Origin of the sequence: Streptomyces sp. WMMC940, assembly GCF_027460265.1 — a bacterium.
GTDB lineage: Bacteria > Actinomycetota > Actinomycetes > Streptomycetales > Streptomycetaceae > Streptomyces.
On the sequence record NZ_JAPZBC010000001.1, the window covers coordinates 2,847,703 to 2,872,516 of the forward strand.

General features: G+C 72.4%; 26 protein-coding genes and 1 riboswitch. Of the genes, 14 read left to right on the forward strand and 12 right to left on the reverse strand.

Translation table 11 applies throughout. From position 1 onward, the window contains the following. Nucleotides 1-243: 243 nt before the first annotated feature. The 6 genes from O7595_RS12415 to O7595_RS12440 all read left to right on the forward strand — a co-directional run bounded on the left by O7595_RS12415 (nt 244) and on the right by O7595_RS12440 (nt 4,998). On the forward strand, nt 244-840 hold the full coding sequence (locus O7595_RS12415) for a 2-oxo-4-hydroxy-4-carboxy-5-ureidoimidazoline decarboxylase (protein ID WP_269728780.1): 597 nt from the start codon (nt 244-246) through the stop codon (nt 838-840). A 154-nt stretch (nt 841-994) separates the two neighbouring features. Further along, nucleotides 995-1,375 carry a succinate dehydrogenase, cytochrome b556 subunit gene (sdhC, locus tag O7595_RS12420; protein ID WP_026165064.1) on the forward strand — a complete coding sequence of 127 codons (381 nt, stop codon included), beginning with the start codon at nt 995-997 and terminating at the stop codon, nt 1,373-1,375. An 8-nt stretch (nt 1,376-1,383) separates the two neighbouring features. Continuing rightward, entirely contained in the window at nt 1,384-1,857 is a 474-nt protein-coding gene (locus O7595_RS12425) for a succinate dehydrogenase hydrophobic membrane anchor subunit (protein WP_138053551.1), read from the forward strand. A 22-nt stretch (nt 1,858-1,879) separates the two neighbouring features. Continuing rightward, entirely contained in the window at nt 1,880-3,634 is a 1,755-nt protein-coding gene (sdhA, locus tag O7595_RS12430) for a succinate dehydrogenase flavoprotein subunit (RefSeq protein WP_269728781.1), read from the forward strand. Beyond that, nucleotides 3,634-4,401 (forward strand): succinate dehydrogenase iron-sulfur subunit, encoded by a 768-nt coding sequence (locus O7595_RS12435; RefSeq protein ID WP_269728782.1) that lies wholly within the window; start codon nt 3,634-3,636, stop codon nt 4,399-4,401. The genes sdhA and O7595_RS12435 overlap by 1 nt, the downstream gene beginning before the upstream one ends. 129 nt (nt 4,402-4,530) lie before the next feature. Further along, nucleotides 4,531-4,998 (forward strand): hypothetical protein, encoded by a 468-nt coding sequence (locus O7595_RS12440; RefSeq protein WP_269728783.1) that lies wholly within the window; start codon nt 4,531-4,533, stop codon nt 4,996-4,998. A 49-nt stretch (nt 4,999-5,047) separates the two neighbouring features. On the opposite strand, the gene O7595_RS12445 is transcribed toward O7595_RS12440, so the two are convergent. Next, nucleotides 5,048-5,872 (reverse strand): alpha/beta fold hydrolase, encoded by an 825-nt coding sequence (locus tag O7595_RS12445; protein WP_269728784.1) that lies wholly within the window; start codon nt 5,870-5,872, stop codon nt 5,048-5,050. 133 nt (nt 5,873-6,005) lie between these two features. On the opposite strand from O7595_RS12445, the gene O7595_RS12450 reads away from it, so the two are divergent. The 3 genes from O7595_RS12450 to O7595_RS12460 are packed head-to-tail and all read left to right on the forward strand — an operon-like array spanning nt 6,006 to nt 7,713. Next, a complete protein-coding gene (locus O7595_RS12450; RefSeq protein ID WP_269728785.1) occupies nt 6,006-6,440 on the forward strand; it encodes a hypothetical protein in 435 nt (144 codons plus the stop codon). A 17-nt stretch (nt 6,441-6,457) separates the two neighbouring features. Further along, nucleotides 6,458-6,844, forward strand: a complete 387-nt coding sequence (locus O7595_RS12455) for a thiol-disulfide oxidoreductase DCC family protein (RefSeq protein ID WP_332328155.1) — start codon at nt 6,458-6,460, stop codon at nt 6,842-6,844. Nucleotides 6,845-6,855: 11 nt separating this feature from the next. Continuing rightward, nucleotides 6,856-7,713 (forward strand): TetR family transcriptional regulator, encoded by an 858-nt coding sequence (locus O7595_RS12460; RefSeq protein WP_269728786.1) that lies wholly within the window; start codon nt 6,856-6,858, stop codon nt 7,711-7,713. An 85-nt stretch (nt 7,714-7,798) separates the two neighbouring features. Here O7595_RS12460 and O7595_RS12465 read toward each other — a convergent pair whose 3' ends face one another. Together O7595_RS12465 and O7595_RS12470 are read right to left on the reverse strand one after the other, a co-directional pair. Next, entirely contained in the window at nt 7,799-9,274 is a 1,476-nt protein-coding gene (locus O7595_RS12465) for a metallophosphoesterase (RefSeq protein WP_269728787.1), read from the reverse strand. Between the two features lie 12 nt (nt 9,275-9,286). Further along, nucleotides 9,287-9,532 carry an SCO4848 family membrane protein gene (locus tag O7595_RS12470; RefSeq protein ID WP_269728788.1) on the reverse strand — a complete coding sequence of 82 codons (246 nt, stop codon included), beginning with the start codon at nt 9,530-9,532 and terminating at the stop codon, nt 9,287-9,289. A gap of 190 nt (nt 9,533-9,722) precedes the next feature. Between O7595_RS12470 and O7595_RS12475 the strand changes: the two genes are divergently transcribed. After that, a complete protein-coding gene (locus O7595_RS12475; protein WP_332328156.1) occupies nt 9,723-10,982 on the forward strand; it encodes a D-alanyl-D-alanine carboxypeptidase family protein in 1,260 nt (419 codons plus the stop codon). Here O7595_RS12475 and O7595_RS12480 read toward each other — a convergent pair. The 4 genes from O7595_RS12480 to O7595_RS12495 all read right to left on the reverse strand — a co-directional run bounded on the left by O7595_RS12480 (nt 10,930) and on the right by O7595_RS12495 (nt 13,859). Further along, nucleotides 10,930-11,850: a YihY/virulence factor BrkB family protein gene (locus O7595_RS12480; protein ID WP_269728790.1), complete on the reverse strand. Its 921-nt coding sequence runs from the start codon at nt 11,848-11,850 to the stop codon at nt 10,930-10,932. The two genes, O7595_RS12475 and O7595_RS12480, sit on opposite strands and share 53 nt — an antisense overlap. Next, the gene (locus O7595_RS12485) at nt 11,838-12,251 is read right to left on the reverse strand and encodes a GtrA family protein (protein WP_269732472.1); all 414 of its coding nucleotides are present in this window, start codon (nt 12,249-12,251) and stop codon (nt 11,838-11,840) included. The genes O7595_RS12480 and O7595_RS12485 overlap by 13 nt, the downstream gene beginning before the upstream one ends. Before the next feature lie 92 nt (nt 12,252-12,343). Beyond that, a complete protein-coding gene (locus O7595_RS12490) occupies nt 12,344-13,321 on the reverse strand; it encodes a decaprenyl-phosphate phosphoribosyltransferase (RefSeq protein ID WP_269728791.1) in 978 nt (325 codons plus the stop codon). Beyond that, nucleotides 13,314-13,859, reverse strand: a complete 546-nt coding sequence (locus O7595_RS12495; RefSeq protein WP_269728792.1) for a phosphatase PAP2 family protein — start codon at nt 13,857-13,859, stop codon at nt 13,314-13,316. The genes O7595_RS12490 and O7595_RS12495 overlap by 8 nt, the downstream gene beginning before the upstream one ends. Before the next feature lie 274 nt (nt 13,860-14,133). Between O7595_RS12495 and O7595_RS12500 the strand changes: the two genes are divergently transcribed. Then, a complete protein-coding gene (locus O7595_RS12500) occupies nt 14,134-15,558 on the forward strand; it encodes an FAD-binding oxidoreductase (RefSeq protein WP_269728793.1) in 1,425 nt (474 codons plus the stop codon). 43 nt (nt 15,559-15,601) lie between these two features. Continuing rightward, nucleotides 15,602-16,357: a decaprenylphospho-beta-D-erythro-pentofuranosid-2-ulose 2-reductase gene (locus tag O7595_RS12505; protein WP_269728794.1), complete on the forward strand. Its 756-nt coding sequence runs from the start codon at nt 15,602-15,604 to the stop codon at nt 16,355-16,357. A 166-nt stretch (nt 16,358-16,523) separates the two neighbouring features. Here the strand turns inward: O7595_RS12505 and O7595_RS12510 are convergent, their stop codons facing one another. The 3 genes from O7595_RS12510 to glyA all read right to left on the reverse strand — a co-directional run bounded on the left by O7595_RS12510 (nt 16,524) and on the right by glyA (nt 20,466). Beyond that, complete coding sequence (locus O7595_RS12510) at nt 16,524-17,111, reverse strand: 2'-5' RNA ligase family protein (protein WP_269728795.1); 588 nt, start codon at nt 17,109-17,111, stop codon at nt 16,524-16,526. A 110-nt stretch (nt 17,112-17,221) separates the two neighbouring features. Beyond that, nucleotides 17,222-18,235: a tryptophan--tRNA ligase gene (trpS, locus tag O7595_RS12515; protein WP_269728796.1), complete on the reverse strand. Its 1,014-nt coding sequence runs from the start codon at nt 18,233-18,235 to the stop codon at nt 17,222-17,224. A 953-nt stretch (nt 18,236-19,188) separates the two neighbouring features. Next, nucleotides 19,189-20,466 (reverse strand): serine hydroxymethyltransferase, encoded by a 1,278-nt coding sequence (gene glyA / locus O7595_RS12520; RefSeq protein WP_269732473.1) that lies wholly within the window; start codon nt 20,464-20,466, stop codon nt 19,189-19,191. A 29-nt stretch (nt 20,467-20,495) separates the two neighbouring features. Beyond that, nucleotides 20,496-20,586: riboswitch (ZMP/ZTP riboswitch) on the reverse strand. A gap of 211 nt (nt 20,587-20,797) precedes the next feature. Between glyA and rocD the strand changes: the two genes are divergently transcribed. After that, entirely contained in the window at nt 20,798-22,006 is a 1,209-nt protein-coding gene (rocD, locus tag O7595_RS12525; protein ID WP_269728797.1) for an ornithine--oxo-acid transaminase, read from the forward strand. A 198-nt stretch (nt 22,007-22,204) separates the two neighbouring features. Here rocD and O7595_RS12530 read toward each other — a convergent pair whose 3' ends face one another. Together O7595_RS12530 and O7595_RS12535 are read right to left on the reverse strand one after the other, a co-directional pair. After that, a complete protein-coding gene (locus O7595_RS12530; protein ID WP_269728798.1) occupies nt 22,205-23,413 on the reverse strand; it encodes a glutathionylspermidine synthase family protein in 1,209 nt (402 codons plus the stop codon). 14 nt (nt 23,414-23,427) lie between these two features. Further along, nucleotides 23,428-23,709, reverse strand: coding sequence for a hypothetical protein (locus tag O7595_RS12535; RefSeq protein WP_269728799.1), 282 nt, complete (start codon nt 23,707-23,709; stop codon nt 23,428-23,430). A 124-nt stretch (nt 23,710-23,833) separates the two neighbouring features. Between O7595_RS12535 and O7595_RS12540 the strand changes: the two genes are divergently transcribed. After that, nucleotides 23,834-24,718 (forward strand): hypothetical protein, encoded by an 885-nt coding sequence (locus tag O7595_RS12540; protein WP_443071609.1) that lies wholly within the window; start codon nt 23,834-23,836, stop codon nt 24,716-24,718. Nucleotides 24,719-24,814: the final 96 nt, after the last annotated feature.

A 24,814-nucleotide genomic window follows, 5' to 3' on the forward strand; every position in this document is an offset into this window, starting at 1 on the left:
CTCCTCCTCATGAAGAAGCATGACGAACAAAGCCTAATCGGGTGATTCACCCCGACGTCGTCCACGGTGCGCACCGAAACTCTCCCGTCCGGGTGAAATTCACGCATCCATCGGACACCTTCTGGCGCGCCTCGATAGCGTTGCAGCTCAACCACCCCACGCTTCCCAGTCGCACCGGAGCCCACGCTGTCCAGCGAATCGCACACCGGCCTCCCGCAGCGACCGCCCACGCTCCCCCCGGCGGTGCGGATCCCCGCCCCCGCCGGTCCCGCCTCCCCGGCGCCCGTCCCCGGGCCCCGCCAGGCCACCGGAGCGCACCTGCCCGGCCTGGAGCGCTTCAACACCGCCCCGGCGGCCGCCACCACCGCAGCCCTCCTCAGCTGCTGCGGGAGCGACCGCTGGGCCCGGCGCGTCGCCGCCCACCGCCCCTACCCCGACCTCGGCGCCCTGCTCGCCGCCGCCGACGAGGCCAGCTACGACCTCGCCGCCGCCGACCTGGACGAGGCGCTGGCCGCGGAGTCGTCGTCCGGGCTGCACCCCGCCGCCCCGGCGGCCGCGCACACCGCCCTGCGCGCCGCGCATGCCGCGTACGAGGCGAGCTTCGGCCACGCCTTCGTGATCTGCCTGGACGGCTTCCGGGCCGACGAGCAGCCCGACCAGGTGCTGGCCGGCATCCGCTCGCGACTCGCCAACGATCCGGACGAGGAGCGCGTGGTCGCCGCCGACGAGCTGCGCCGGCTCGCCCGGGCCCGACTGGCACACGCAGTGGCCAATCATCCCGGACACCCCGATTCCGGCCATCCCGGAGGCCGCCCCGATAGCCCGTCCGTGCCTGTTTGATCACACCAGCGGACCCCGGGCGAGGGATCCGACAAGTCGTCGCTACGATGGCGAGGGCCGGTGGACCGTACCCGGCCGGGCCAGACCGACAGAGCTGTCACCTTGGTAGGACGCTGGCGGCCGGCTCCAATCCCCGCTCCCGGAGGGTTTTTCCGTGCCGGCTGGAACGCTGTACCGCGGCCGGGAAGGTATGTGGTCCTGGGTGGCTCATCGAGTCACCGGCGTCCTCATCTTCTTCTTCCTGTTCGTACACGTGCTGGACACCGCTCTCGTCCGTGTCTCCCCCGAGGCGTACGACGAGGTCGTCGCGACGTACAAGACGCCGATCGTCGCGCTGCTGGAGTACGGCCTGGTGGCCGCCATCCTCTTCCACGCGCTGAACGGCCTTCGCGTCATCGCTGTGGACTTCTGGTCCAAGGGCCCGCGCTACCAGAAGCAGATGCTCTGGACCGTGATGGGCATCTGGGTCGTCCTGATGGCCGGTGCCGTCTACCCGGTGCTCGGCCACGCCGCACGTGAACTGTTCGGGAGCTGACGCCAGACATGTCCGCTGAGACCTCTTCCGCGATCGGCGCCGTCGAAGGCGCCTCCTACGGCCCCGACAACCCCGCGCCGTACATCGAGCCCCCGCGCAAGCGGACGGGTCGGACCCCGCGGTCGACCCGCGGCAACTTCGAGATGGCCGCATGGCTCTTCATGCGCCTCTCGGGCGTGGTCCTCGTCGTCCTGGTCATCGGCCACCTGCTGATCCAGCTCGTTCTGGACGGCGGGGTCTCCAAGATCGGCTTCGCGTTCGTCGCGGGCCGCTGGGCGAACCCGTTCTGGCAGGTCTGGGACCTGCTGATGCTGTGGCTGGCGATGCTGCACGGCGCCAACGGCCTGCGTACCGTCATCAACGACTACGCCGAGCGGCCGAACACGCGTCTGTGGCTCAAGGGCCTGCTGTACACCGCCACGGTGTTCACCATCCTTCTGGGCACGCTGGTGATCTTCACCTTCGACCCGAACATCCGCTAGGACGGGGCTGAGGTTCCACACCATGAAGATTCACAAGTACGACACCGTCATCGTCGGCGCCGGCGGCGCCGGCATGCGCGCCGCCATCGAGTCGACGAAGCGCAGCCGTACCGCCGTGCTCACCAAGCTGTACCCGACCCGCTCCCACACGGGCGCCGCGCAGGGCGGCATGGCCGCCGCGCTGGCGAACGTGGAGGAGGACAACTGGGAGTGGCACACCTTCGACACGGTCAAGGGCGGTGACTACCTGGTCGACCAGGACGCCGCCGAGATCCTGGCGAAGGAGGCCATCGACGCCGTCCTCGACCTGGAGAAGATGGGCCTGCCGTTCAACCGGACGCCGAACGGCACCATCGACCAGCGCCGCTTCGGCGGCCACTCCCGCAACCACGGCGAGGCCCCGGTCCGCCGGTCCTGCTACGCCGCGGACCGCACGGGCCACATGATCCTCCAGACGCTGTACCAGAACTGCGTCAAGGAGGGCGTGGAGTTCTTCAACGAGTTCTACGTCCTCGACCAGCTGATCACCGAGGTCGACGGCGTCAAGAAGTCGGCCGGCGTGGTCGCCTACGAGCTGGCCACCGGCGAGATCCACGTCTTCCAGGCGAAGGCCGTCATCTACGCCTCCGGCGGCACCGGCAAGTTCTTCAAGGTGACCTCCAACGCGCACACGCTCACCGGTGACGGCCAGGCGGCCTGCTACCGGCGCGGCCTGCCGCTGGAGGACATGGAGTTCTTCCAGTTCCACCCGACGGGCATCTGGCGCATGGGCATCCTCCTCACCGAGGGCGCCCGCGGCGAGGGCGGCATCCTCCGCAACAAGGACGGCGAGCGCTTCATGGAGAAGTACGCGCCCGTCATGAAGGACCTCGCCTCCCGCGACGTCGTCTCCCGCTCCATCTACACGGAGATCCGCGAAGGCCGCGGCTGCGGCCCCGAGGGCGACCACGTCTACCTGGACCTGACGCACCTCCCGCCGGAGCAGCTGGACGCCAAGCTCCCGGACATCACCGAGTTCGCGCGTACGTACCTCGGCATCGAGCCCTACACGGACCCGATCCCGATCCAGCCGACCGCGCACTACGCGATGGGCGGCATCCCGACCAATGTCGAGGGCGAGGTCCTGGCGGACAACACCACCGTCGTACCGGGCCTGTACGCCGCGGGTGAGGTCGCCTGCGTGTCGGTGCACGGCGCCAACCGCCTCGGCACCAACTCGCTCCTCGACATCAACGTCTTCGGCAAGCGGGCCGGCATCGCCGCCGCCGACTACTCGGCGAAGGCCGAGTGGGTGGACCTGCCGGAGAACCCGGCCTCCCTCGTGGAGGAGCAGGTCGAGCGCCTGCGCAACTCCACGGGCGCCGAGCGGGTCGCCGAACTGCGCCGCGAGCTGCAGGAGACGATGGACGCCAACGTGATGGTGTTCCGTACGGAGCAGACCATCAAGACGGCCGTCGAGAAGATCGCCGAACTGCGCGAGCGCTACAAGAACGTGTCCGTCCAGGACAAGGGCAAGCGGTTCAACACGGATCTGCTGGAGGCCGTCGAGCTGGGCAACCTGCTCGACCTGGCCGAGGTCATGGCCGTCTCCGCCCTGGCCCGCAAGGAGTCCCGCGGCGGTCACTACCGCGAGGACTTCCCGAACCGCGACGACGTCAACTTCATGCGCCACACCATGGCGTACCGCGAGGTCGGCGCCGACGGCACCGAGACCGTGCGTCTCGACTACAAGCCCGTCGTCCAGACCCGCTACCAGCCGATGGAGCGTAAGTACTGATGGCTACCCCGACCATGGACAAGGTGGAGGCAGAGTCCGTCTCCTCCCCCTCCTCCCCGTACATCACGGTCACCTTCCGGATCCGCCGCTTCAACCCGGAGATCTCGGACGCGGCGGTCTGGGAGGACTTCCAGATCGAGATCGACCCGAAGGAGCGCGTGCTCGACGGTCTCCACAAGATCAAGTGGGACGTCGACGGCACGCTGACCTTCCGGCGCTCCTGCGCGCACGGCATCTGCGGCTCCGACGCGATGCGGATCAACGGCAAGAACAGGCTCGCCTGCAAGACGCTGATCAAGGACATCAACCCGGAGAAGCCCATCACGATCGAGGCCATAAAGGGCCTGACGGTCCTCAAGGACCTGGTCGTGGACATGGAGCCGTTCTTCCAGGCGTACCGGGACGTCATGCCGTTCCTGGTCACCAAGGGCAACGAGCCGACGCGCGAACGGCTGCAGTCGGCCGAGGACCGCGAGCGGTTCGACGACACCACCAAGTGCATCCTGTGCGCCGCGTGCACGTCGTCCTGCCCGGTGTTCTGGAACGACGGGCAGTACTTCGGCCCGGCGGCGATCGTCAACGCGCACCGCTTCATCTTCGACTCGCGTGACGAGGCGGGCGAGCAGCGCCTGGAGATCCTCAACGACAAGGACGGCGTGTGGCGCTGCCGCACGACGTTCAACTGCACGGACGCCTGCCCGCGTGGCATCGAGGTCACGAAGGCCATCCAGGAGGTCAAGCGCGCGCTGATCACCCGCCGCTTCTGAGCGAAGGGTCAGACGCTCCGTCAAGGGCCCGTTTCTGTACGCTCGCCGTACGGGAACGGGCCCTTGCCCTGTGTTTCCGTCACGCGTGCTTGTGCCGTGCCAGCTTCTGTCATGCGAGAGCGGGGACCGATGAACCAGCCGAACCCCTACCAGGACGGCGGCGACTACCAGTGGGGTCCGGCGGAGCCGCCGGGCGCACCCCAGTACGGCCACGGCTTCGCCCCGGCGCCGCTCGCACATGTGGGCGGCCCCGGCGTCCCCCTGCTGGCGATCGGTGACATCGTCGTCCTCCAGGACTCCATCGTGACCCCGAACGGGACGCTGCCGCTCAAGGGGGCGGTGTGGAACGTGACGGACATGTCCCGCACGGAGGAGCGGATCCCCACCGTCGGCGTCGTGCTCGCGGTCGTCTTCGCGGTCTTCTGCCTCCTCGGGCTGCTCTTCCTGCTCATGAAGGAGCGGCGGACGACGGGCTACATCCAGGTCGGCGTCACCAGCGGCGGCCGCCATCACACGACGCTGGTCCCGGCGACCGGCCCGGACACCCTGTACTGGGTCATGGACCGGATCAACCACGCCCGTGCGCTGAGCGCCTGACGCCCCCGGCCCGGCCCGGGCACGACCGGGCGGACCGGGCCACAAGGCGTCAGACGGCGGGCGGCACCGGCTCGGCGGCGCCGTGCCGGTGGAGGACGCTGTCGCGCAGGAAGTCCCGGAGCAGGTCCGTCACCTCGGCCGGACGCTCCAGTGCGGGGAGATGCCCGGCCCAGGGGAGCTCCACGGCGCGCGCTCCCGCTATCAGCTCCGCGAGGCGGGCGGACATGTCCCGGAAGTCGTCGAGGTCGTGCCGGCCCGAGACCACGACGGCGGGGGCGGTGATCGCGGCCGGGTCGACGGGGGGCTCGTCGTCGTCCACGGGCTCCGCACCGGCCTCCTCCGCCTCGGCGTCCGCCGCGAGCTGGAGCTCGAAGGCGTGCCGCTGCATGGCCCGTACGCGGCCCCGTACGGCCTCGTCGGCCTCCGGGCCCAGCCAGGTGGCCACGTTGAGCTCCACGGCCGCGTCAAGGTCGCCGGCGTCCAGCAGCTCGTCCTCCTCCTCGTCGAAGGCCAGCAGGCCGGGCCCCGGTTCGTGGCCGGGCAGCGCGGCGCAGAGCAGGGCGAGCGCCGTCACCCGGTCCGGTCGGCTCGCGGCGATCTCGACGGCGACCCCGCCTCCGAACGAGGCCCCCACGAAGGCCGCGCGCCCGATCCCGAGCGTGTCCAGAAGAGCGAGGACGTCGTCCGCGTCGCGGTAGGGGCGCAGTGCCTCGGCCGGGGTGTCGCCGAAGCCCCGGAAGTCGGGGCAGACGACCCGGTACCCGGCCCCTGCCAGCGCGTCCCGTAGGTCGTCCCACATCCGGCGGTCGCAGACCGAGGAATGCAGGAGCACCACCGCGGGGCCGTCCCCCGCCACATCGTGAGCAATGGTCATCCGGCCGACCCTACGGGCCACGAGCGGGCGGCGCCCCTCGTTTTCCCGCACCCCGAAGCGACTTGAACACGTTCAAGAAGAGGGCTACAGTCCTCGACAAGACCTTTTGAACACGTTCAAAGGAGGGTGGGGAATGGACCTCGCTGTCGTCGCGTACGTCGTCTACCTGCTGATCAGCGTCGCGCTCACCATCTGGGTGGCCCGCACGCTCAGCCGGAACGGACGGATCTTTCTCTCCGACGTGCTGCACGGGAACGAGCAGCTCGCGGACGCCGTGAACCATCTGCTGGTGGTGGGCTTCTACCTCGTCAACTTCGGCTTCGTCGCCCTCTACCTCAGCCAGGACGACGCCGTGGCCGACGCCCGCCGGCTGTTCGAGGCGCTCTCGGTGAAGCTCGGGGTGGTCCTGCTCGTCCTCGGGGTGATGCACCTCGCCAACGTCTACGTGCTCAACAAGATCCGCCGGCGCGGTGTGATGGAACGCGAGCACACCCCGCCGGTTCCGCCGCAGGGCTGGACCGGACCGGCCGACAAGGGTCCCTGGGCCGCGCCCGCGACGGGTGCGTGAGCACCGTGGGGGTCCCCGTGAAGCGGCTGACCGTGCTGTACGACGCCCAGTGCCCGCTCTGCGTCCATCTGCGCCACTGGCTGCTGCGGCAGCGGCAGCTCGTCCCGCTGGACCTCGTCCCGGCGGCGTCCGTGGAGGCCAGGCGTCGCTTCCCGGCCCTCGACCACGAGAGCACCCTGAGGGAGATCACGGTGATCGGCGACCGGGGCCAGGTCTACCGGGCCGCCTCCGCCTGGATCGTCTGCCTCTGGGCACTGGCCGAGCACCGGCCCAAGGCCCACTGGCTGAGCACCCCCGCCGGCCGGCCCTTCGCCAAGGTGACGGTCCTCGCCGCGGCCAAGTACCGGGAGATGACGGCCGCCTCCTGCGAAGGGCGGTGCGAGGTCCCGGTCCCGCCCGGCTAGGCTCACTCACCGTGAACGACGTGACGGACGAGAAGCAGGACCGGGCCGGAAAGCCCGCGAAGAGCGAGCAGACCCGCACCCTCATCCTCGAGACCGCCCTCCGGCTCTTCCAGGAGCGCGGCTACGACAAGACGACGATGCGGGCCATCGCCCAGGAGGCCGGGGTCTCCGTGGGAAACGCCTACTACTACTTCTCCTCCAAGGAACACCTCGTCCAGGGCTTCTACGACCGGATCGCCGAGCAGCACCGGGCGGCTGTCGCGGAGGTCCTGGACGGCGGCGAGAAGGACCTCGTGGCACGTATCCGGGGGGTCCTGCTCGCCTGGCTGGACATCGCCGAGCCCTACCACGAGTTCGCGTCCCAGTTCTTCAAGAACGCGGCCGACCCGGACAGTCCGCTCAGTCCCTTCTCCCCGGAGTCGGAGGGCCCGCGGGAGGCGGCCATCGACGTCCACCGGCAGGTGCTGTCCGGGGCCTCCGTCAAGGTCGACCCCGAACTGGCCGACGCCCTCCCGCGGTTGCTCTGGCTCCAGCAGATGGGGCTCGTCCTGTTCTGGGTGTACGACCGCTCCGAGGGCTGCGCCAACAGCCGCCGCCTCGTCGAGCGGCTCGCGCCGGTCACCGCCCGGGCGGTCTCGCTCTCCCGGTTCCGCATCCTGCGCCCCCTCGTACAGGAAACCCACGAGTTGCTGCGGGACTTCATGCCGACGGCCGCGGGCATGGCCGCCTCGGGCATGCCCGGGCGGAAGGCGGACCGGAAGGCGGACCGGAAGTCCTCCGCCGCGGACGACGGCGGAGGTGGGAGCGGAGGGAAGGAAGCGAAGGAGAGCCGGGGCAGGGGCCGCCGCCGGGAACGCGGGACGGCGTGAACCCGGCCGGACGGCTCGCGCGGTCCTTACGTGCCGGCGGGGCGTGCTCCTTCCTCCGACGCGGTACGGGTGGTCCCGGTTGCGGTCAGGCCTCGCGGGAGGCGAGCTCCACCACGGTGATGTCGGAGGGGGCGCCGACCCTCACCGGCGGTCCCCAGGCCCCGGCCCCGCGCGAGACGTAGAGCTGGGTGTCGCCGTACCGCTCCAGACCCGCCAGGGTCGGATTGGCCAGGTCCGCGATGTAGTTGGCGGGCCAGAGCTGGCCGCCGTGGGTGTGGCCGGAGAGCTGGAGGTCCACTCCGTGGCGCACGGCCTCGTGGATGACGACCGGCTGGTGGGCGAGGAGCACGGCGGCACGGCTGCGGTCGCGGTCGCCGAGCGCCCGTGCGAAGTCCGGGCCCTGGCCCTCGCGTTCGCCCGCCACGTCGTCGACCCCGGCGAGGTCGAAGCCGGCGATCTCGACGCGGTCGTTGCGCAGCGGGGTCAGTCCGAGCTCGCGCACATGGTCGACCCAGGCGTCGGCGCCGGAGAAGTACTCGTGGTTGCCGGTGACGAAGAACGAGCCGTCGCGAGCGCGGAGCCCGGCGAGGGGTTCGGCGGCGTTTCCGAGGTCGGCGACGCTGCCGTCGACCAGGTCCCCGACGACGGCGACGAGATCGGGCTGCGTGGCGTTGATCGCGTCCACGATCCGCAGGGTGTGGGCGCGGCCCAGGACCGGCCCGAGGTGGATGTCGCTCACGACCGCGATCCGGTAGCCGTGCGTGCCCCGCGCGAGCTTCGCGAGCGGCACGGTGACACGCTTCACGCTCGGTCCGCGCAGGACGCCGTACGTCCCGTGGCCGACGGTCGCCGCGGCCGCGGCGACGGCCGCCCCACCGACGATCCGCGCCACGAACAGCCTGCGCGACACTCCGGCCGCGGGGCGCCCCTCCTCCGGCGGAGCGTCCGGTGCTTCGGGTGCTTCGGGTGCGTCGGGTGCGTCGGGTGCCGGACCGCCGTCGGTGCGGGCGGCTCCGCCCGGCGTCTCCTCGACCGCCGCGGCGACCGCGGTGGCCGTTCCCGGACCGGCGTCGGACGAGGCCGGTTCCGCGGCCGTCGCGGGGCCTGCGGTCGCGGGGCCTGCGGTCGCGCCGCCGGACGGACGGCCGGCCGGGCCCGGGACTGCCTGGTTCACGGACGCCCCGGGGGGCGCGGACGTGTCGGGCACCCCGGCCGGCGGGGTCCCGGGTGCACGGCCGCCCGCACGGCGGACCAGGGCACGGCGCAGGAGGGGGCGCACGGCCTCGCCCGCCACCAGGGCGAGCGTCAGGTACAGCAGCGCGGCGAGCCAGAGGTAGCCCGGCCACGCGAAGGTCTGCTGAAGCCAGAAGGGCGCGTCCGCCCGGCTGGAGACGAACGCGCCGACGGTGAGCAGCGGCAGCACGACCACGGCCGCCGTGCCCGTACGGCGGGCCGCACCGGGCCCGGCCGTCGTGTCGCGGACCAGGCGCCGCCAGACGTACCAGTGCACCGTCACCAGCAGGGTGACGACGGCAGCGATCACAAGCAGGACGACCAGCACGGCACCGTTCCCCTATTCGCGGTCGCGGCGCAATGCGCGTACGCCACGCAACCCGATGACCCCGACGGCCGTCCCCAGGAGCAGGGACGTGACGGCGAGCAGCAGATGGACCCAGAAGTACGCAGTCGGGTCACCGGCGTCGTCGAAGGCGAGGCCGCTCGCGTCCTGCCACAGGTTCTTGACGAAAGTGACCCAGATGACCCAGCTCCACACCCCGAACGCGAGCAGGAACCAGGAGACGGGGCGACTGAGCTTCATGGACTCAGTATCGCCGCAGTCCCCTGCACCGGAGCGGCGGGGTCCGGTGCCGCCGGAAGCCGGTTCCGCGCCCGCGGCAACCGGAGCCTCGGCGTCCGCCCCGGGCCGGGCTGGGCTGTACCGGCGGAGCTCGCGGCGGGTCACCCGGCCGGTGTCGGAGCCGTCGTCGCCTCCATGTACGTTCTCGTCCGTGTCTGCCTTGAGGAAGACCGCACTGACGGTCGCCGCCGCCGCGTTGCTGCCCGCGCTCACCGCCGTACCCGCGACCGCCGCGGCCAAGGCCGGCACCCAGGACGAGAAGGCCCCCAACCCCCCGTCGGTGATGTCCACCGTCGGCGGCGCGCAGCTCGGCAGGCCCGGCACCCAGGTCAGGCTCGCGGCGGGCGCGCCCGTCCTCCCCAAGGGTGTGACGGGCCGGTCCTGGATCGTCGCGGACGCCGAGAGCGGCGAGGTGCTGGCCGCGCACAACGCGCACTGGCGCCTGCCTCCCGCCTCCACGCTGAAGATGCTGTTCGCGGACACGGTGCTGCCCAAGCTGTCCAAGGACCAGAAGCACACGGTCACCCGGGGCGAGCTCGACGGCGTCGGCGTGGGCAGCAGCCTCGTGGGCATCAAGGAGAACCAGACCTACTCCGTCCACGATCTGTGGCTCGGGGTGTTCCTCCGCTCGGGCAACGACGCGGTCCACGTGCTGTCCGAGATGAACGGCGGCATCCCGCGGACCGTGCAGGAGATGCAGGAGCACGCGGAGGAGCTGCAGGCCCTCGACACCCATGTCGTCACGCCGGACGGATACGACGAGAAGGGCCAGGTGTCGAGCGCGTACGACCTGACCCTGATCGCCCGGAGCGGTCTGCAGAAGAAGGACTTCCGGGAGTACTGCGCGACCCCCCGCGCCCAGTTCCCGGGCGAGCAGAAGCCGGGCAGGAAGCGCGAGTCGTTCCAGATCCAGAACACCAACCGCCTGCTGACCGGTGACTTCGGCGTCGCCCCGTACCAGGGCATCGCGGGGGTGAAGAACGGCAGCACCACGCTCGCCGGATCCACCTTCACCGGGGTGGCGGAACGCAACGGCAAGGTGCTGCTGGTCACGGTGATGAACCCGTCGTCGAAGGAGGGCCACGCGGTCTACAAGGAGACCGCCCGGCTGCTCGACTGGGGCTTCGCCGCGGCCGGGAAGGTGGAGCCGGTCGGCGAGCTGGTGCCGCCGAAGTCGGCGGACACGGGCGCGACGGGCGACTCCGACGGGCCTTCGCCGGCCGGTGAGGAGGGCGGGCAGAGCCGGCACGGCCCGGACGAGGCGTCCGCCGCAGGCCACGGCGAGTCCACGGGCGCGGGCATCGCCGTCTCGGTCGCCATCGTCGCGCTGGTGCTGCTCGCGGTCGGCGGGTTCCTGGTCAACCGGCGCTGGCCGCTGCCCGATCTGGCCCGTCGTCTGCCTCGCCGCTGACGGGTTCCTCCGCGCCGGAGCCGCTGCCCGTCGCCGTCCAGGCGGCGCAGTACAGCAGCAGCTTCGCCGTGAAGTTGATCCACAGCAGCAGGGCGACGGGCACACCGAACGCGCCGTACATCGAGTTCGCCGCCACCCCGGAGATGTAGCCGCTGAGCAGCAGCTTCAGCAGCTCGAAGCCGATGGCCCCGATCAGCGCCGCCACGATCAGCCGGCGGCGCGGGGGATGGACGCCGGGCAGCAGTGTCAGGACGTACAGCAGCATCAGGAAGTCGGCGACGACCGCGACGACGAGGGCGGCGGTCTGCAGCAGCATGCCGCCCGCCCCGTCGCGGTCGATGCCGATCTGGTCCGCCGTCCAGCCGACGGCGGTGGACCCGAGCGCCGACGCGGCGAACGATGCCAGCACCACGGCGCCGAGGCCGAGCAGGACCACCGCGTCCTTGCCCTTGCGGACCAGCGGGTTGCCGTCCTCCTTGTCGTCGAGACCCCAGACGACGCGCAGGCACTCCCGCATCGAGCCGACCCAGCCGATGCCGGTGAGCAGCAGCAGCGCACCGGCGATCAGTCCGACGGTGCCGGCGTTGTCCACCAGCGCGCCGAGGTCGAGCTGGTCCGAGATGCCCGGCACCTGCTCGGTCAGCTTCCCTTGCAGGGACTTCAGCCGCTCCTTGCCCACGAGCCCGGCACCGATCGCGGCGGCGACGGTGATCAGCGGGAACAGCGCGAGGAAGCTGATGAAGGTGATCGCCGCGGCCAGCCGGGTCCAGCGCGCCTCGTCGAGCGTCTCGTACGAGCGCCATGCGTGCGTCCGCATCAGCCGCTGCACGAGTGGTCCGATGCCGGGAAGCCGGGTCAGCCAGTCCATGGCCTACGCCTTCCCCCGACCGGCTCCGTTGATCCGAAGACGAGCGTCCGGGTCCCCCAGAAGCGCAGACAGGTCGCGAGGAGCATGCCCACGCCCAGACCTGACACGGTGTCGGCACGGGCCGAGGTGAAGCCGAGGACGTGGTGGGACACGGCGAGGCAGAGCAGTTGGACGAGGGCGCCGGCCGTGTTGACCCCGAAGAAGGCGGCGCAGTCGCGCCAGGCGACCCGGCGGGCCCGCCCCCGCCCGCCGTAGGTGCCGAGCGCGTTGCCCAGGTAGGCGACGGTGGAGCCGGCGAGGAAGGACAGGGTCTTGGCCGTCAGCGGCTCCCAGCCGAACCGGCCGCGGAGCGCCAGGAAGAGCACGAGGTCGACGGCGTAGGCGCAGCATCCGACGAGCAGGAACGAGACGAGTTCCCGCCCGTCCGGCCCGCCGGTCCGGGCCCGGGGGCGGGGGAGCGGGTGGAAGAGGGGCGGCCGGTGCAGCGGCTCTGTCACAGGCCCGCGACCGCCATTCCGTAGATCGCCAGCCAGGCCAGTCCGATCACGGCGAGCGGCCGGTCGCGCAGGACGACGTCCTCGGGGGCGCCCGCGGCCCCCCGGTCGGCGAAGACCGCGTACCGCAGCACGGCCAGGATGAACGCGATCATCGAGAGCTGGCGCCACGGCAGCAGCGAGCCGTCGGCGCTCCCGCCGTCCTCCAGCGCCCAGAGGCAGTAGCCGAGGACCGCCACACCGGCCGCGAGCTGCCACACGAAGCGGAGGTAGCCGGTCGTGTACGAGGTGAGCAGGGCCCGGGTCGCACCGGCGGAGCCCTCCATCTCGACGGCTTCCGAATAGCGCTTGGCGGCCACCATGAAGAGCGCCCCGAATCCGGTGGTGATCAGGAACCAACGGGACAGCGGAATGGACAGCGCCACCCCGCCGACCATGGCGCGCATCAGGAACCCCGTGGTGACGATGGCGAGATCGACGACGAGGACGTGCTTGAGCCGGACGCAGTAGGCGATCTGCATCACCACGTACGCCGTCAGCAGCGCGGCCGTCAGGGTGTTGCACAGGACGGCCGCGGCGGCGGTCGAGGCGACGGCGAGCAGCGCCCCGGCACCGTAGGCGACGGGCACCGGCACGTCCCCGCGGGCCACCGGGCGCCGGCACTTCGCGGGGTGCGCGCGGTCGGCCTCCGCGTCCAGCGCGTCGTTGATCAGATAGACGGCGGAGGCGGCGGCCGTGAACAGCAGGAAGACGAGGCCGAGTTGGCCGGCGGTCTGCCGGGACACCAGCTCCCCGGCGGCGGCGGGCGCCGCCCCGACGAGCACGTTCTTGATCCACTGGCGTGGTCTGGCGGTCCTGACCAGACCGATCGGCAGGCTCAGCGGACGTCGCCGTCCGCGGCCGTTCCCGCCGGACGGCAGCGGCGGCCGTCCGGGCTCCCCCGGCTGTTCCAGCAGTGCGGTGCTGCGCTCAGACACGGCGTCCCCCTGCGGGCCGGCACCCTCCCGCGGCCCGCAGCCAGGCCGTTGCGCCGTGTGCCAGTACCCCTCCGAGCAGCGCCCCCGCGGCCACATCTGTGGGGTAGTGGACCCCGGCGACCAGGCGGGACACGCACATGGCCGCGGCGAGCGGCGGGACCAGCACGCGGCCGGCCGGACGCAGCACCCCGAAGGCCACGGCGGCTGCCGCCGCCGAGGTGGCGTGCGAACTGGGGAAGGAGTGCCGCCCCGCGGTGCGCACGAGGGGTTCGCCCGTTGGCAGCAGGGGCCGGGGGCGCCGCACCACGCGCTTGACGCCCATGCTGGTCAGATGGGCGGCGGCGATCAGGGCTGTGCCTCGCAGCCAGCCGTCGCGCCGCTCGCGGTCGGCCGCCGCACAGACCAGGCCGCCCGCCAGCCAGAGCGCGGCGTGCTCACCGCCGTGCGAGAGCGCGCGGGCCGCTGCCGCGACCCGGGGCTCGTCGCCGCAGCCGCGCAGCACGGCCAGCAGCCGCCGCTCGGCGGCGGTCCAGCCCACCGGCCCCTGCCCGCGGCCGGGCCGCCGGGCCTGTGGATCGTCCGTGTTCCGCGGGTCGATCGGATCGCGCGGGCCATGCGGGCCCCTCTGTTCCGGCCGGGGTGTGCCTTCGGCGTCTCGCATCTGCCGCCCCTTTCGATGCACCAGGAACGACTCTTCTCAACGTGAGGCCGAATTTTGCGGTCATATTTTGGGACACTCGTTTAATCACCCGTTTCGGCGAGTCAGGGACATTAAGGAGAAAACCCTTGTAAGGGGCGATACCGTCGCGCGCATGTCTGCCGAGTGCGTCCCCGTCGCCCCCGCCGAGCACGCCGCCCCGACCGCGCCCGCGACCCCCTCCGGCCGGGACGACGATCTGCCGGTGCCGGTGACCGGATGGGGGCGTACCGCAGCCACCGCGGCGCTGCTGGTCAGCCCCCGGACGCACGAGGAGGCCGTGGCGGCCGTGCACCGATGCGGCAACCGCGGCACCATCGCCCGCGGGCTGGGCCGGGCCTACGGGGACGCGGCGCAGAACGCGGGCGGGAGCGTCCTCGACATGACCGGCCTGGACCGTGTCCGTACGATCGACGCCGAGCGCGGGGTCGTCGTCTGCGACGCCGGGGTCAGCCTCCACCGGCTGATGGAGGTGCTGCTGCCGCTCGGCTGGTTCGTACCGGTCACGCCCGGGACCCGCTACGTCACGGTCGGCGGCGCCATCGGCGCGGACATCCACGGCAAGAACCACCATGTGTCCGGGTCCTTCTCCCGCCATGTGCTCTCGCTGGAACTGCTGACCGCGGACGGCGAGGTGCGTACGGTGGTCCCCGGCACGGAGCTCTTCGACGCGACGGCCGGCGGCATGGGCCTGACCGGCGTCGTCCTCTCCGCCACGATCCGGCTGCACCCCGTCGAGACGTCGTTGATGTCGGTGGACACCGAGCGCGCCGGCGACCTCGACGACCTGATGGCCCGTCTGACCGCCCATGACGACCGCTACCGCTATTCGGTCGCATGGATCGACCTGCTCGCACGCGGGGCGGCGACGGGCCGCGCGGTCCTCACCCGCGGGGAGCACGCACCGCTGGACGCGCTCCCTGCGCGCGCTCGACGCCGTCCACTGGAGTTCCGCCCCCGGCAGTTCCCCCCGGCGCCCGCCTTCCTCCCCGAAGGGCTGCTCGGCCGCGCCTCCGTGTCCCTGTTCAACGAGCTCTGGTACCGCCGCGCCCCGCACGCACGCCGTGGGCAACTGCAGAGCATCCCCGCCTTCTTCCATCCGCTCGACGGCGTTCCGCACTGGAACCGCGTCTACGGCCGGAGCGGCTTCGTCCAGTACCAGTTCGTGGTCGGCCACGGGCAGGAGGAGGCGCTGCGCGAGATCGTGCGACGCGTCTCCCGGCACGGATGCCCGTCGTTCCTCGCCGTGCTGAAGAGGTTCGGCGAGGGCGACCCGGGCTGGCTGTCGTTCCCGATGCCGGGCTGGACGCTCGCCCTGGACCTACCCGCCGGGCTGCCGGGCCTCGGCCCTTTCCTGGACGGGCTCGACCAGGTGGTTGCCGACGGCGGCGGACGGGTCTATCTGGCCAAGGACTCCCGGTTGCGGCCGGAGTTGCTGTCAGTGATGTATCCGGGCCTCGACCGCTTCCGGGCGCTGCGCGCACGGCTCGACCCGCGCGGGGTGTTCGTGTCCGACCTGTCCCGCCGGCTGTCCCTGTGACCTCGGCCGGCCCAGCACCCATGTGACGCAAGGAGCACGCACCATGAAGGACGCCTTCGGAACCCCCCAGACCCTGCTCGTCCTCGGCGGCACGTCGGAGATCGGCCTGGCCACCGCGCGAAGGCTGGTGGCCCGCCGGACCCGTACGGTCTGGCTGGCCGGCCGCCCCTCCCCCGCGCTGGACTCCGCCGCCGACGGACTGCGTGAACTCGGCGCCGACGTACGCACCGTGGTCTTCGACGCCCTGGACCCCACCGGGCACGAGGAGGCCCTCGGCAAGGTCTTCGCCGAGGGCGACATCGACATGGTGCTGCTCGCGTTCGGCGTGCTGGGCGACCAGGCGCACGACGAGGCCCGGCCGCTCGACGCGGTCCGCGTCGCCCAGACCAACTACACCGGAGCGGTGTCCTCCGGGCTGATCTGCGCCGGCGCACTGCAGGCGCAGGGGCACGGCTCGCTCGTCGTGCTGTCGTCGGTGGCGGGCGAGCGGGCCCGGCGGGCCAACTTCATCTACGGCTCCAGCAAGGCGGGGCTCGACACCTTCGCCCAGGGGCTCGGCGACGCCCTGCACGGCACGGGCGTGCACGTGATGGTCGTCAGGCCCGGATTCGTCCGGTCGAGGATGACGGCGGGGCTGGTGGAGGCGCCCCTGGCCACGACGCCCGACCAGGTCGCGCAGGCCATCGAGAAGGGGCTGCGGCGGCGCTCCGAGACCGTGTGGGTCCCGGGGGTACTGCGGGTGGTGATGTCGGCGCTGCGGCACGTCCCCCGGCCGCTGTTCCGCCGCCTCCCGGTCTGAGCGGTCCGCGGTCCCACGGGGAGACCACGGCCCACCGCGACCGGGTGCGTCCGCTCCGTCCGAGGTGCCGTGCACCGGGCGCCCCGGTCCGTGCCTTCGTCCGGGCCGCCCGCGGTCATGGGAGCGCGGCGGGCTCCGGGAGCGGCGGTGCGGCTCGGCAGCGGGATCAGTGGTGCGTCGGGGCCGGTGCGTCGACCGGGGCGCTCTGCGGCGGGACACCCGGCACGGAGCCACCGCCGAACGCGTACTCGCGCAGCTTCCGCCACACCCCGTCCGCGCCCTGCTCGTAGAGGGCGAAGGAGGTGCAGGTCCACGCGGCCTCGTAGCCGGCAAGCTCCTCGTACGCCCGGTCCATCGCCTCCTCGGCGATGCCGTGGGCGACGGTCACATGCGGGTGGTACGGCCACTGCAGCTCGCGCACGAGCGGTCCCGAGTCGTCCCGCACCCGCTGCTGGAGCCGGGTGCAGGCCGCCGCGCCCTCGACCACCTTGACGAACACCACGGGTGACAGCGGGCGGAACGTGCCCGTGCCGGACAGCCGCATGGGGAACGCCCGGCCCGCCGCAGCGACCCTCGTCAGATGCGCCTCGACCTCGGGCAGGACCGACTCGTCGGCCTCGGTGGGCGGAAGCAGGGTCACATGCGTGGGGATGCCGTGCGCGGCGGGATCCCCGAAGCCGGCGCGCCGCTCCTGGAGCAGGCTGCCGTAGGGCTCCGGGACCGCGATCGAAACGCCGAGCGTTACGGTCCCCACGTCGTTCTCCTCATCCGGGTTCTGGGTGGTCTGCGCAGCCGCCAGTGTGACGCCTGCGGCCGTGGTCCCGCCAGGGCCCTTGGCCCCGGTGCCCGGCGGAACCGGGGTCGTCAGTGCTTGGCGGGCAGGAATCCCACCCGGTCGTACGTCTGCGCGAGGGTCTCCGCGGCCACTGCGCGGGCCTTCTCCGCGCCCTTGGCCAGCAGCGAGTCCAGCGTCTCCGGGTCGTCCAGGAACTCCTGGGTGCGCGCCCGGAACGGGGTGACGAAGTCGACCATGACCTCGGCGAGGTCGGTCTTGAGCGCGCCGTACCCCTTGCCCTCGTACCTCAGCTCCAGCTCCGCGACGCCCGTGCCGGTGAGGGTCGACAGGATCGTGAGCAGATTGCTGACGCCGGGCTTCCCGGCCGGGTCGAAGCGGATCACCGTGTCGGTGTCGGTGACGGCGCTCTTGACCTTCTTCGCGGTCGCCTTCGGCTCGTCGAGCAGATTGATCAGGCCCTTGGGGGTGGACGCCGACTTGCTCATCTTGATCTGCGGGTCCTGCAGGTCGTAGATCTTCGCCGTCTCCTTCAGGATGTACGGCTCGGGGAGCGTGAAGGTCGGGCCGAAACGGCCGTTGAAGCGTTCGGCGAGATCGCGGGTGAGCTCGATGTGCTGCCGCTGGTCCTCACCGACCGGCACCTGGTCCGCCTGGTACAGCAGGATGTCGGCGACCTGGAGGATCGGGTAGGTGAAGAGGCCGACGGTGGCCCGGTCGGCGCCCTGCTTGGCGGACTTGTCCTTGAACTGCGTCATGCGCGAGGCCTCGCCGAAGCCGGTGAGGCAGTTCATGACCCAGCCGAGCTGGGCGTGCTCGGGCACATGGCTCTGGACGAACAGCGTGCAACGCTCCGGGTCGAGGCCCGCGGCGAGCAGTTGGGCGGCGGCCAGGCGGGTGTTGGCGCGCAGCTCGGCCGGGTCCTGCGGGACCGTGATCGCGTGCAGGTCGACCACCATGTAGAAGGCGTCGTGGGTCTCCTGCAGGGCGACCCACTGGCGGACCGCGCCGAGATAGTTGCCGAGGTGGAACGAGCCGGCGGTGGGCTGGATTCCCGAGAGCACACGAGGACGTTCAGAGGCCATGTCCAGCATTCTCTCAGGTGGCGCCGACAGGTCGGGAACCGATCGGCGGCGCGTGGTGCGTCGAGGGTGCGGCGTTCGGGAGGGGACCACGCGAGGGGGGCCGCACTCCGGCCCCCGTCGACTCGGCAGCGGTGATCACGCGCATGCGTTCCGGGAAGCCCGAGTCGGATGCGGGGCCGGGGGCGCGCGGACACCGGTGGCACCGCGCGCGGCGGTGGCCTGCGGCGCCGGCGCCGGCGTGGAGGGCGCGGTGCCGTCCGCGCTCTGCGGGGCGTAACGACAGCGCGGGGCCGGGGGCGCGCGGACACCGGTGGCACCGCGCGCGGCGGTGGCCTGCGGCGCCGGCGCCGGCGTGGAGGGCGCGGTGCCGTCCGCGCTCTGCGGGGCGTAACGACAGCCGGGACGGTTCCGGGACGGCGCGGCCTGCCGAGCCGCGGCGGCGCCGGCTGCCGCGGATCGGGGGGCGCAGTGAGACGAGGAACACAGTGCGGTGGGCCGTGCGGCGCGCGAGCCCGCCGGGCGGGAAGCGCGACCGCCGGGCGGCCGGAGCCGCCGGTACCGGACGCGGCGGGGCCGGACCGGACCGAGCCGGACGGAGCCGGGAACGGAAACGGCCCGCGGACGGGCCGGGAGCCGCCGGAACCGGACGCGGCCGGGCCCGGACCGGGTGCACCACCACGCCGCCCGACCGGCCCTGGGACGGCCGCACACGCCCGACCGCGCGAGGACGGCCGCGCCCGGGTGGGGCGGGCCGGGAACGGAAACGGCCCGCGGACGGGCCGGACCACCGGAACCGGACGCGGCCGGGCCCGGACCGGGTGCACCACCACGCCGCCCGACCGGCCCTGGGACGGCCGCACACGCCCGACCGCGCGAGGACGGCCGCGCCCGGGTGGGGCGGGCCGGAGGGCGTGGCGGACGGGATCGCCGGGGACGCGGGAGCGACCGTCGGGTCAGACCGGCAGGCCGGGCGCCGGGAAGGCCGCCATGAGGTCGCGGACCTCGGCCCGGATCGCGGCCAGGGCGTCCTCGTCGCCCTTGCGGGCGGCGGCCACCCCGCGGTCGATCCAGTCCGCGACGACCGGCATGTGCTCCGTGGTGAGGCCGCGGGACGTCAGGGAAGGGGTGCCGACGCGGATGCCGGAGGGGTCGAAGGGCTTGCGCGGGTCGTAGGGGACGGTGTTGTAGTTGACCACGATCCCCGCCCGGTCCAGGGCCTGTGCCGCGACCTTCCCCGGGACGTCCTTGGACGTGAGGTCCATCAGCACCAGGTGGTTGTCGGTGCCGCCGGAGACCAGCTCGAAGCCGCGCGCGACCAGGGCCTCGGCCAGGGCCTTGGCGTTGGCGACGACGGCGTGGGCGTAGCCGCGGAAGGAGGGCTGGGCCGCCTCGTGCAGGGCGACGGCGATGGCGGCGGTGGTCTGGTTGTGCGGACCGCCCTGGAGGCCGGGGAAGACGGCCTTGTCGATGGCCTTGGCGTGCTCCTCGCGGGACATCAGCATGGCGCCCCGCGGGCCGCGCAGCGTCTTGTGCGTGGTCGTGGAGATCACGTCGGCGTGCGGGACCGGCGAGGGGTGGGCGCCGCCGGCGATCAGGCCGGCGATGTGCGCGACGTCGGCGACGAGGACGGCGCCCGCCTCGCGGGCGATCTCCCCGAACGCGGCGAAGTCGATGGTGCGCGGCAGGGCGGTGCCGCCGCAGAAGATGACCTTCGGCCTTTCCCCGAGGGCGAGTTCACGCACCTCGTCGAGGTCGATGCGGCCGGTGTCCCGCCGGACGCCGTACTGGACGCCCCGGAACCACGTGCCGGTGGCCGAGACGCCCCAGCCGTGGGTGAGGTGGCCGCCCATGGGGAGGGCCATGCCCATCACGGTGTCGCCGGGCTCGGCGAAGGCGAGGTACACGGCCAGATTGGCCGGGGAGCCGGAGTAGGGCTGGACGTTGGCGTGCTCGACGCCGAAGAGGGACCTTGCGCGGGCGACGGCGAGCCGCTCGACCCGGTCGATGTTCTGCTGGCCCTCGTAGTAGCGGCGCCCCGGGTAGCCCTCGCTGTACTTGTTCTGCAGGACGGTGCCGGAGGCCTCCAGCACCGCCTGGGAGACGTAGTTCTCGCTGGGGATGAGCCGCAGGGTGTCGGCCTGCAGACGCTCCTCGGCCCCGACGAGCGCGGCCAGTTCGGGATCGGCGGCGGTGAGCGCGGGATGGCGGGCGGGCGTGGCGGGCACGGGCATGGCGTCCTCCGGGCAGATGGCGGGTGCGTCCGGGGTGCCCAGGCGGGCGGCACCTCGCAGGTTCTGCCGCACACGGCTCCCCCGCGGTTCGTTCCGCGTACGCCAGTCGCCGTGCGTACCGTCCACCCTACTGGTGGTGGCCCCGGGGCACGGCCACGGGTTCGCGAACGGCGGGGGAACGGGAAGGTCTCCGGCGGACCGCACCCGGAAGCCCGATGTTTCTTCATACGGTGGGCGAGCGACGATAGAAAAGGGGCACGCAGCCCGGCCCCGGTCCGATCGGGCGCCCCGCGCCGCAGTGGACCCACGCCGCAGTACGAACGGAGACCCCGTGTCTGCAACGGAGAGAGCCATCGCCTCCGCGGAGGCGCACAGCGCCCACAACTACCACCCGCTGCCCGTCGTGGTCGCGACGGCGGACGGTGCGTGGATGACGGACGTCGAGGGGCGCCGCTTCCTCGACATGCTCGCCGGTTACTCGGCGCTCAACTTCGGCCATGGCAACCGGCGTCTGATCGACGCCGCGAAGGCCCAGCTGGAACGGGTGACGCTGACCTCGCGGGCGTTCCACCACGACCGGTTCGCCGACTTCTGCACCCAGCTCGCCGAGCTGTGCGGCATGGAGATGGTGCTGCCCATGAACACCGGGGCGGAAGCGGTCGAGACCGCGGTGAAGACGGCCCGCAAGTGGGGCTACAGGGTCAAGGGCGTCCCGCCCGGCCAGGCGAAGATCGTCGTCGCGGCGAACAACTTCCACGGCCGTACGACGACGATCATCAGCTTCTCCACGGACGCGGAGGCCCGGGCCGACTTCGGGCCCTACACGCCGGGCTTCGAGATCGTGCCGTACGGCGACCTCACCGCCCTGCAGGCCGCGTGCAGCGCGAACACGGTGGCGGTGCTGCTGGAGCCGATCCAGGGCGAGGCCGGGGTGCTGGTGCCGCCGGCCGGCTATCTCGCCGGGGTGCGGGAGCTGACCCGCGAGCGCAACGTCCTGTTCATCGCCGACGAGATCCAGTCCGGTCTGGGCCGCACCGGACGGACGTTCGCCTGCGAACACGAGGGTGTCGTCCCCGACATGTACGTCCTCGGCAAGGCCCTCGGGGGCGGTGTCGTCCCCGTGTCGGCGGTGGTGTCCTCCTCCGAGGTCCTCGGGGTCCACCGGCCCGGCGAGCACGGCTCCACCTTCGGCGGCAATCCGCTGGCCTGCGCGGTGGCGCTGGAGGTGGTCACGATGCTGCGCACCGGCGAGTTCCAGCAGCGGGCGAGCGAGCTGGGCGACCATCTGCACCATGAACTCGGGCTGCTGGTGGGCGGCGGCGCGGTGGACGCGGTGCGCGGGCGCGGGCTGTGGGCCGGTGTCGACATCGCTCCCTCGCGCGGCACGGGCCGGGATATCTCCGAGAAGCTCATGGACCGCGGTGTCCTGGTCAAGGACACACACGGCTCGACGATCCGGATCGCGCCGCCGCTCGTGATCAGCAAGGAGGACCTGGACTGGGGCCTCGACCAGCTGCGCGCGGTACTGGCGGGCGAGTGAGCGGAGTCCGGGGAGGCGGCGTGTCCTGACCGGCACGTGAGCGACGGGCGGTGGTCCCGGGCCCGGCCGGCCCGGGACCACCCCCGGCTCCTGGCGGCGCCTTGGCCCACGGCCCGGACGGCTCCGCCCGTCGGTGGACCCCGACCGAGCAGCTGATTCCGCCGGTCGACTGGACCTCCCGGCCGGCGTTTCCGCCCGTCAGAGGATCACATGAGGCAGGAAACGGGCGTACTCGTCCGTGACCAGCCCCGCGGACTCGCGGATGCCGAGTCCGGCCGCCTCGTTCTCGACGACCCAGGCACCGAGCACCACGCGGTTCCCCCCGCCGGAGCCGTCGCCCTCGGGTGCCGTCAGATCGGGGAGCGGCGCCAACTGCTGGTAGCAGCAGGGCTCGTCGCGCACCTCGGGCGCCGCTCCCGGCTCGTGGACCGTGATGCCCGAGCCCTCACGGCCCAGCAGCGGTTTGGCGACCCAGCCGGTGGAGGCGGCGAGTTCGCGCGGGCCGTCGAGATAGGCGGGCAGCAGGTTCGGATGACCGGGGTGGAGCTCCCACAGCACGGCGAGCAGCGCCTTGTTGGACAGCAGCATCTTCCAGGCGGGTTCGATCCAGCAGGTGCTGCCCGTGCCACCGCCGTTGTCCAGGGTGTCCAGGACGTACGGGCCGAAGCGGTCCGTCGTCAGCCACTCCCAGGGATACAGCTTGAAGCAGCTGCGGATGAAGCGGAGCCGCTCGTCCACGAAACGGTCCGACAGCCGGTCCCAGCCGATCTGCTCCACGGACAGCGCCTCGGTGGTCAGCCCGGCCTGCTGCGCGGTCTCGCGCAGATACGCGACCGTCATCAGGTCCTCGCCCAGTTCGTCGCCGTCGGAGTGCACGAAGTGCAGCGGGCCGGGCGGCAGCAGCGGGGCCTGCCGCTTCCAGGCGTCGACCAGACGCTCGTGCAGCGAGTTCCACTGGTCGGCACCCGGGAAGCGGTCCTCCATCCAGAACCACTGGGGGCTGGCCGCCTCCACCAGCGAAGTGGGCGTGTCGGCGTTGTACTCCAGCATCTTGGCCGGCCCGGAGCCGTCGTAGCGCAGGTCGAACCGCCCGTACAGGGACGGCAGTTCGGCGCGCCGCTGCCAGGACTCGGCGACGAGGCGCGCCAGTCGGGGGTCGGTGATGCCGAGGTCCGCGAAGCGGTCGTGCTCCACGATGTGGGCCGCCGCGGCGAGACACATGGCGTGCAGTTCCTCGACGACCTCCTCCAGCGCCTCGACCTCCGCCAACGAGAACGTGTAGTAGGCGCTCTCGTCCCAGTACGGCCGCAGGGAACCGTCCGGGTAGCGGGTGAGGGGATAGACGAGTCCCTGCTCCTCGACGATCCGCTGCCAGCCGGGGCGGGGTTCGATGGTGTGCCGCTCCATTGCCGCCGGGCCGCTCAGCCGCCGCCGGAGCCGGAGCAGCCGAAGCCGCCGCGCTCCACCGCGGCCTTGTCGAAGCTGCCGCCCGACACCCTGCCGTTGGACTTGCTGCCGCCGTAGTAGTAGGTGCCGCTTCCGCTGCCCTTGTCGTCGTCGCACTCGTAGCTCGGCAGCACCTCGCGGGTGACGGGGTCGACGCAGCGCTTGTCGGGCTCCGAACCGCACGAGGTGATCGCCGTCGCGAGCACTCCCATACCGCCGAGCACCACCGTGCTCGACCTCAGCCTGCGACGTGCCATCCTCCGGGCCTCCCCCTCGGCGTTCGGACATTTCCAGCCGGACGACCGGCCGCCGGACAGACTAGAGGGCGCCTCCGGAAGTCCGTAACCGGGTCCGCGAACCCTCCACGTCTAGAGTCGTTTTGTGATCTTTGGAATGCTCTGCGCCCTGGGTGCGTCGGTCTGCTACGGCACGGCCACCGTCCTCCAGGCCGTGGCGGCCCGGGCGGCCGCCGGCCAGGACGAGGGCGCGTCCCGCGCGGGGGTGGACCCCGCACTGTTCGTGCGCGCGGTGCGCCAGTGGCGCTACCTCCTCGGACTCGCCCTCGACGGGGCGGGCTTCGCGCTGCAGGTCGTGGCACTGCTGCTGGTCCCCATCTACGTGGTCGGCGCGGCACTGGCGGCGAGTCTGGCCGTGACCGCGGTACTGGCCACGCGCGTGCTGGCGGCGCGGCTGAGCCGGACGGAGTGGACGGCGGTCGTCGTGGTCTGCGCGGGGCTCGCGTTGCTGGGGCTCGCCTCGGGGCCGGAGGGCAGGGCACCCGCACCGCCGTGGCTGGAATGGGCGCTGCTCGGCACGGGGGCCGGCGTCCTGCTGTGCGGTGCCGCCGCCGGCCGGCTGCCCGGACGTTCGCGCGCGCCGGCGCTGGGGGTGTGCGCGGGGCTCGGCTTCGGGGTACCGGAAGTGGCGGTCCGGCTGCTGGAGCGGCCCTCGCTCACCGATCCGGCGCTGTACGCGTTGCTGCTCGGCGGCGCGGCGGCGTTCCTGCTGCTCACTTCGGCGTTCGCACACGGCTCCGTCACCACGGCCACGGCGGGGATGGTCGTCGCGGAGACCATCGCCCCGGCAGTCGTGGGGGTGGTCTGGCTGGGTGACCGCACCCGCGAGGGCCTGGCCTGGCTCGCGGTCCTGGGCTTCGCCGTCTCCGTGGCCGGTGCGCTGGCGCTGGCCCGCTTCGGCGAGATCCCGGCCGCGGCGTCGCCGTCCGGCTCCTCCGGGGCCCCGCCCGGCGACCGCGACCGCGGCTGACCCGGCCCCGGGCGGTGCCGAGGCCCGGCACCCGGCCGTGCGAGGGGCGTCAGGAATCCGCCCGACCAGGCGGTCGGGAGCTCCACCGGATCCGTC

Coding starts and splice junctions, on each gene's coding strand:
- O7595_RS12425 (WP_138053551.1), top strand. CDS start 1,384: ATGTCCGCTGAGACCTCTTCCGCGATCGGCGCCGTCGAAGGCGCCTCC.
- sdhA (WP_269728781.1), top strand. CDS start 1,880: ATGAAGATTCACAAGTACGACACCGTCATCGTCGGCGCCGGCGGCGCC.
- O7595_RS12435 (WP_269728782.1), top strand. CDS start 3,634: ATGGCTACCCCGACCATGGACAAGGTGGAGGCAGAGTCCGTCTCCTCC.
- O7595_RS12440 (WP_269728783.1), top strand. CDS start 4,531: ATGAACCAGCCGAACCCCTACCAGGACGGCGGCGACTACCAGTGGGGT.
- O7595_RS12445 (WP_269728784.1), bottom strand. CDS start 5,872: ATGACCATTGCTCACGATGTGGCGGGGGACGGCCCCGCGGTGGTGCTC.
- O7595_RS12450 (WP_269728785.1), top strand. CDS start 6,006: ATGGACCTCGCTGTCGTCGCGTACGTCGTCTACCTGCTGATCAGCGTC.
- O7595_RS12470 (WP_269728788.1), bottom strand. CDS start 9,532: ATGAAGCTCAGTCGCCCCGTCTCCTGGTTCCTGCTCGCGTTCGGGGTG.
- O7595_RS12480 (WP_269728790.1), bottom strand. CDS start 11,850: ATGGACTGGCTGACCCGGCTTCCCGGCATCGGACCACTCGTGCAGCGG.
- O7595_RS12500 (WP_269728793.1), top strand. CDS start 14,134: ATGTCTGCCGAGTGCGTCCCCGTCGCCCCCGCCGAGCACGCCGCCCCG.
- O7595_RS12505 (WP_269728794.1), top strand. CDS start 15,602: ATGAAGGACGCCTTCGGAACCCCCCAGACCCTGCTCGTCCTCGGCGGC.
- trpS (WP_269728796.1), bottom strand. CDS start 18,235: ATGGCCTCTGAACGTCCTCGTGTGCTCTCGGGAATCCAGCCCACCGCC.
- glyA (WP_269732473.1), bottom strand. CDS start 20,466: ATGCCCGTGCCCGCCACGCCCGCCCGCCATCCCGCGCTCACCGCCGCC.
- O7595_RS12530 (WP_269728798.1), bottom strand. CDS start 23,413: ATGGAGCGGCACACCATCGAACCCCGCCCCGGCTGGCAGCGGATCGTC.
- O7595_RS12535 (WP_269728799.1), bottom strand. CDS start 23,709: ATGGCACGTCGCAGGCTGAGGTCGAGCACGGTGGTGCTCGGCGGTATG.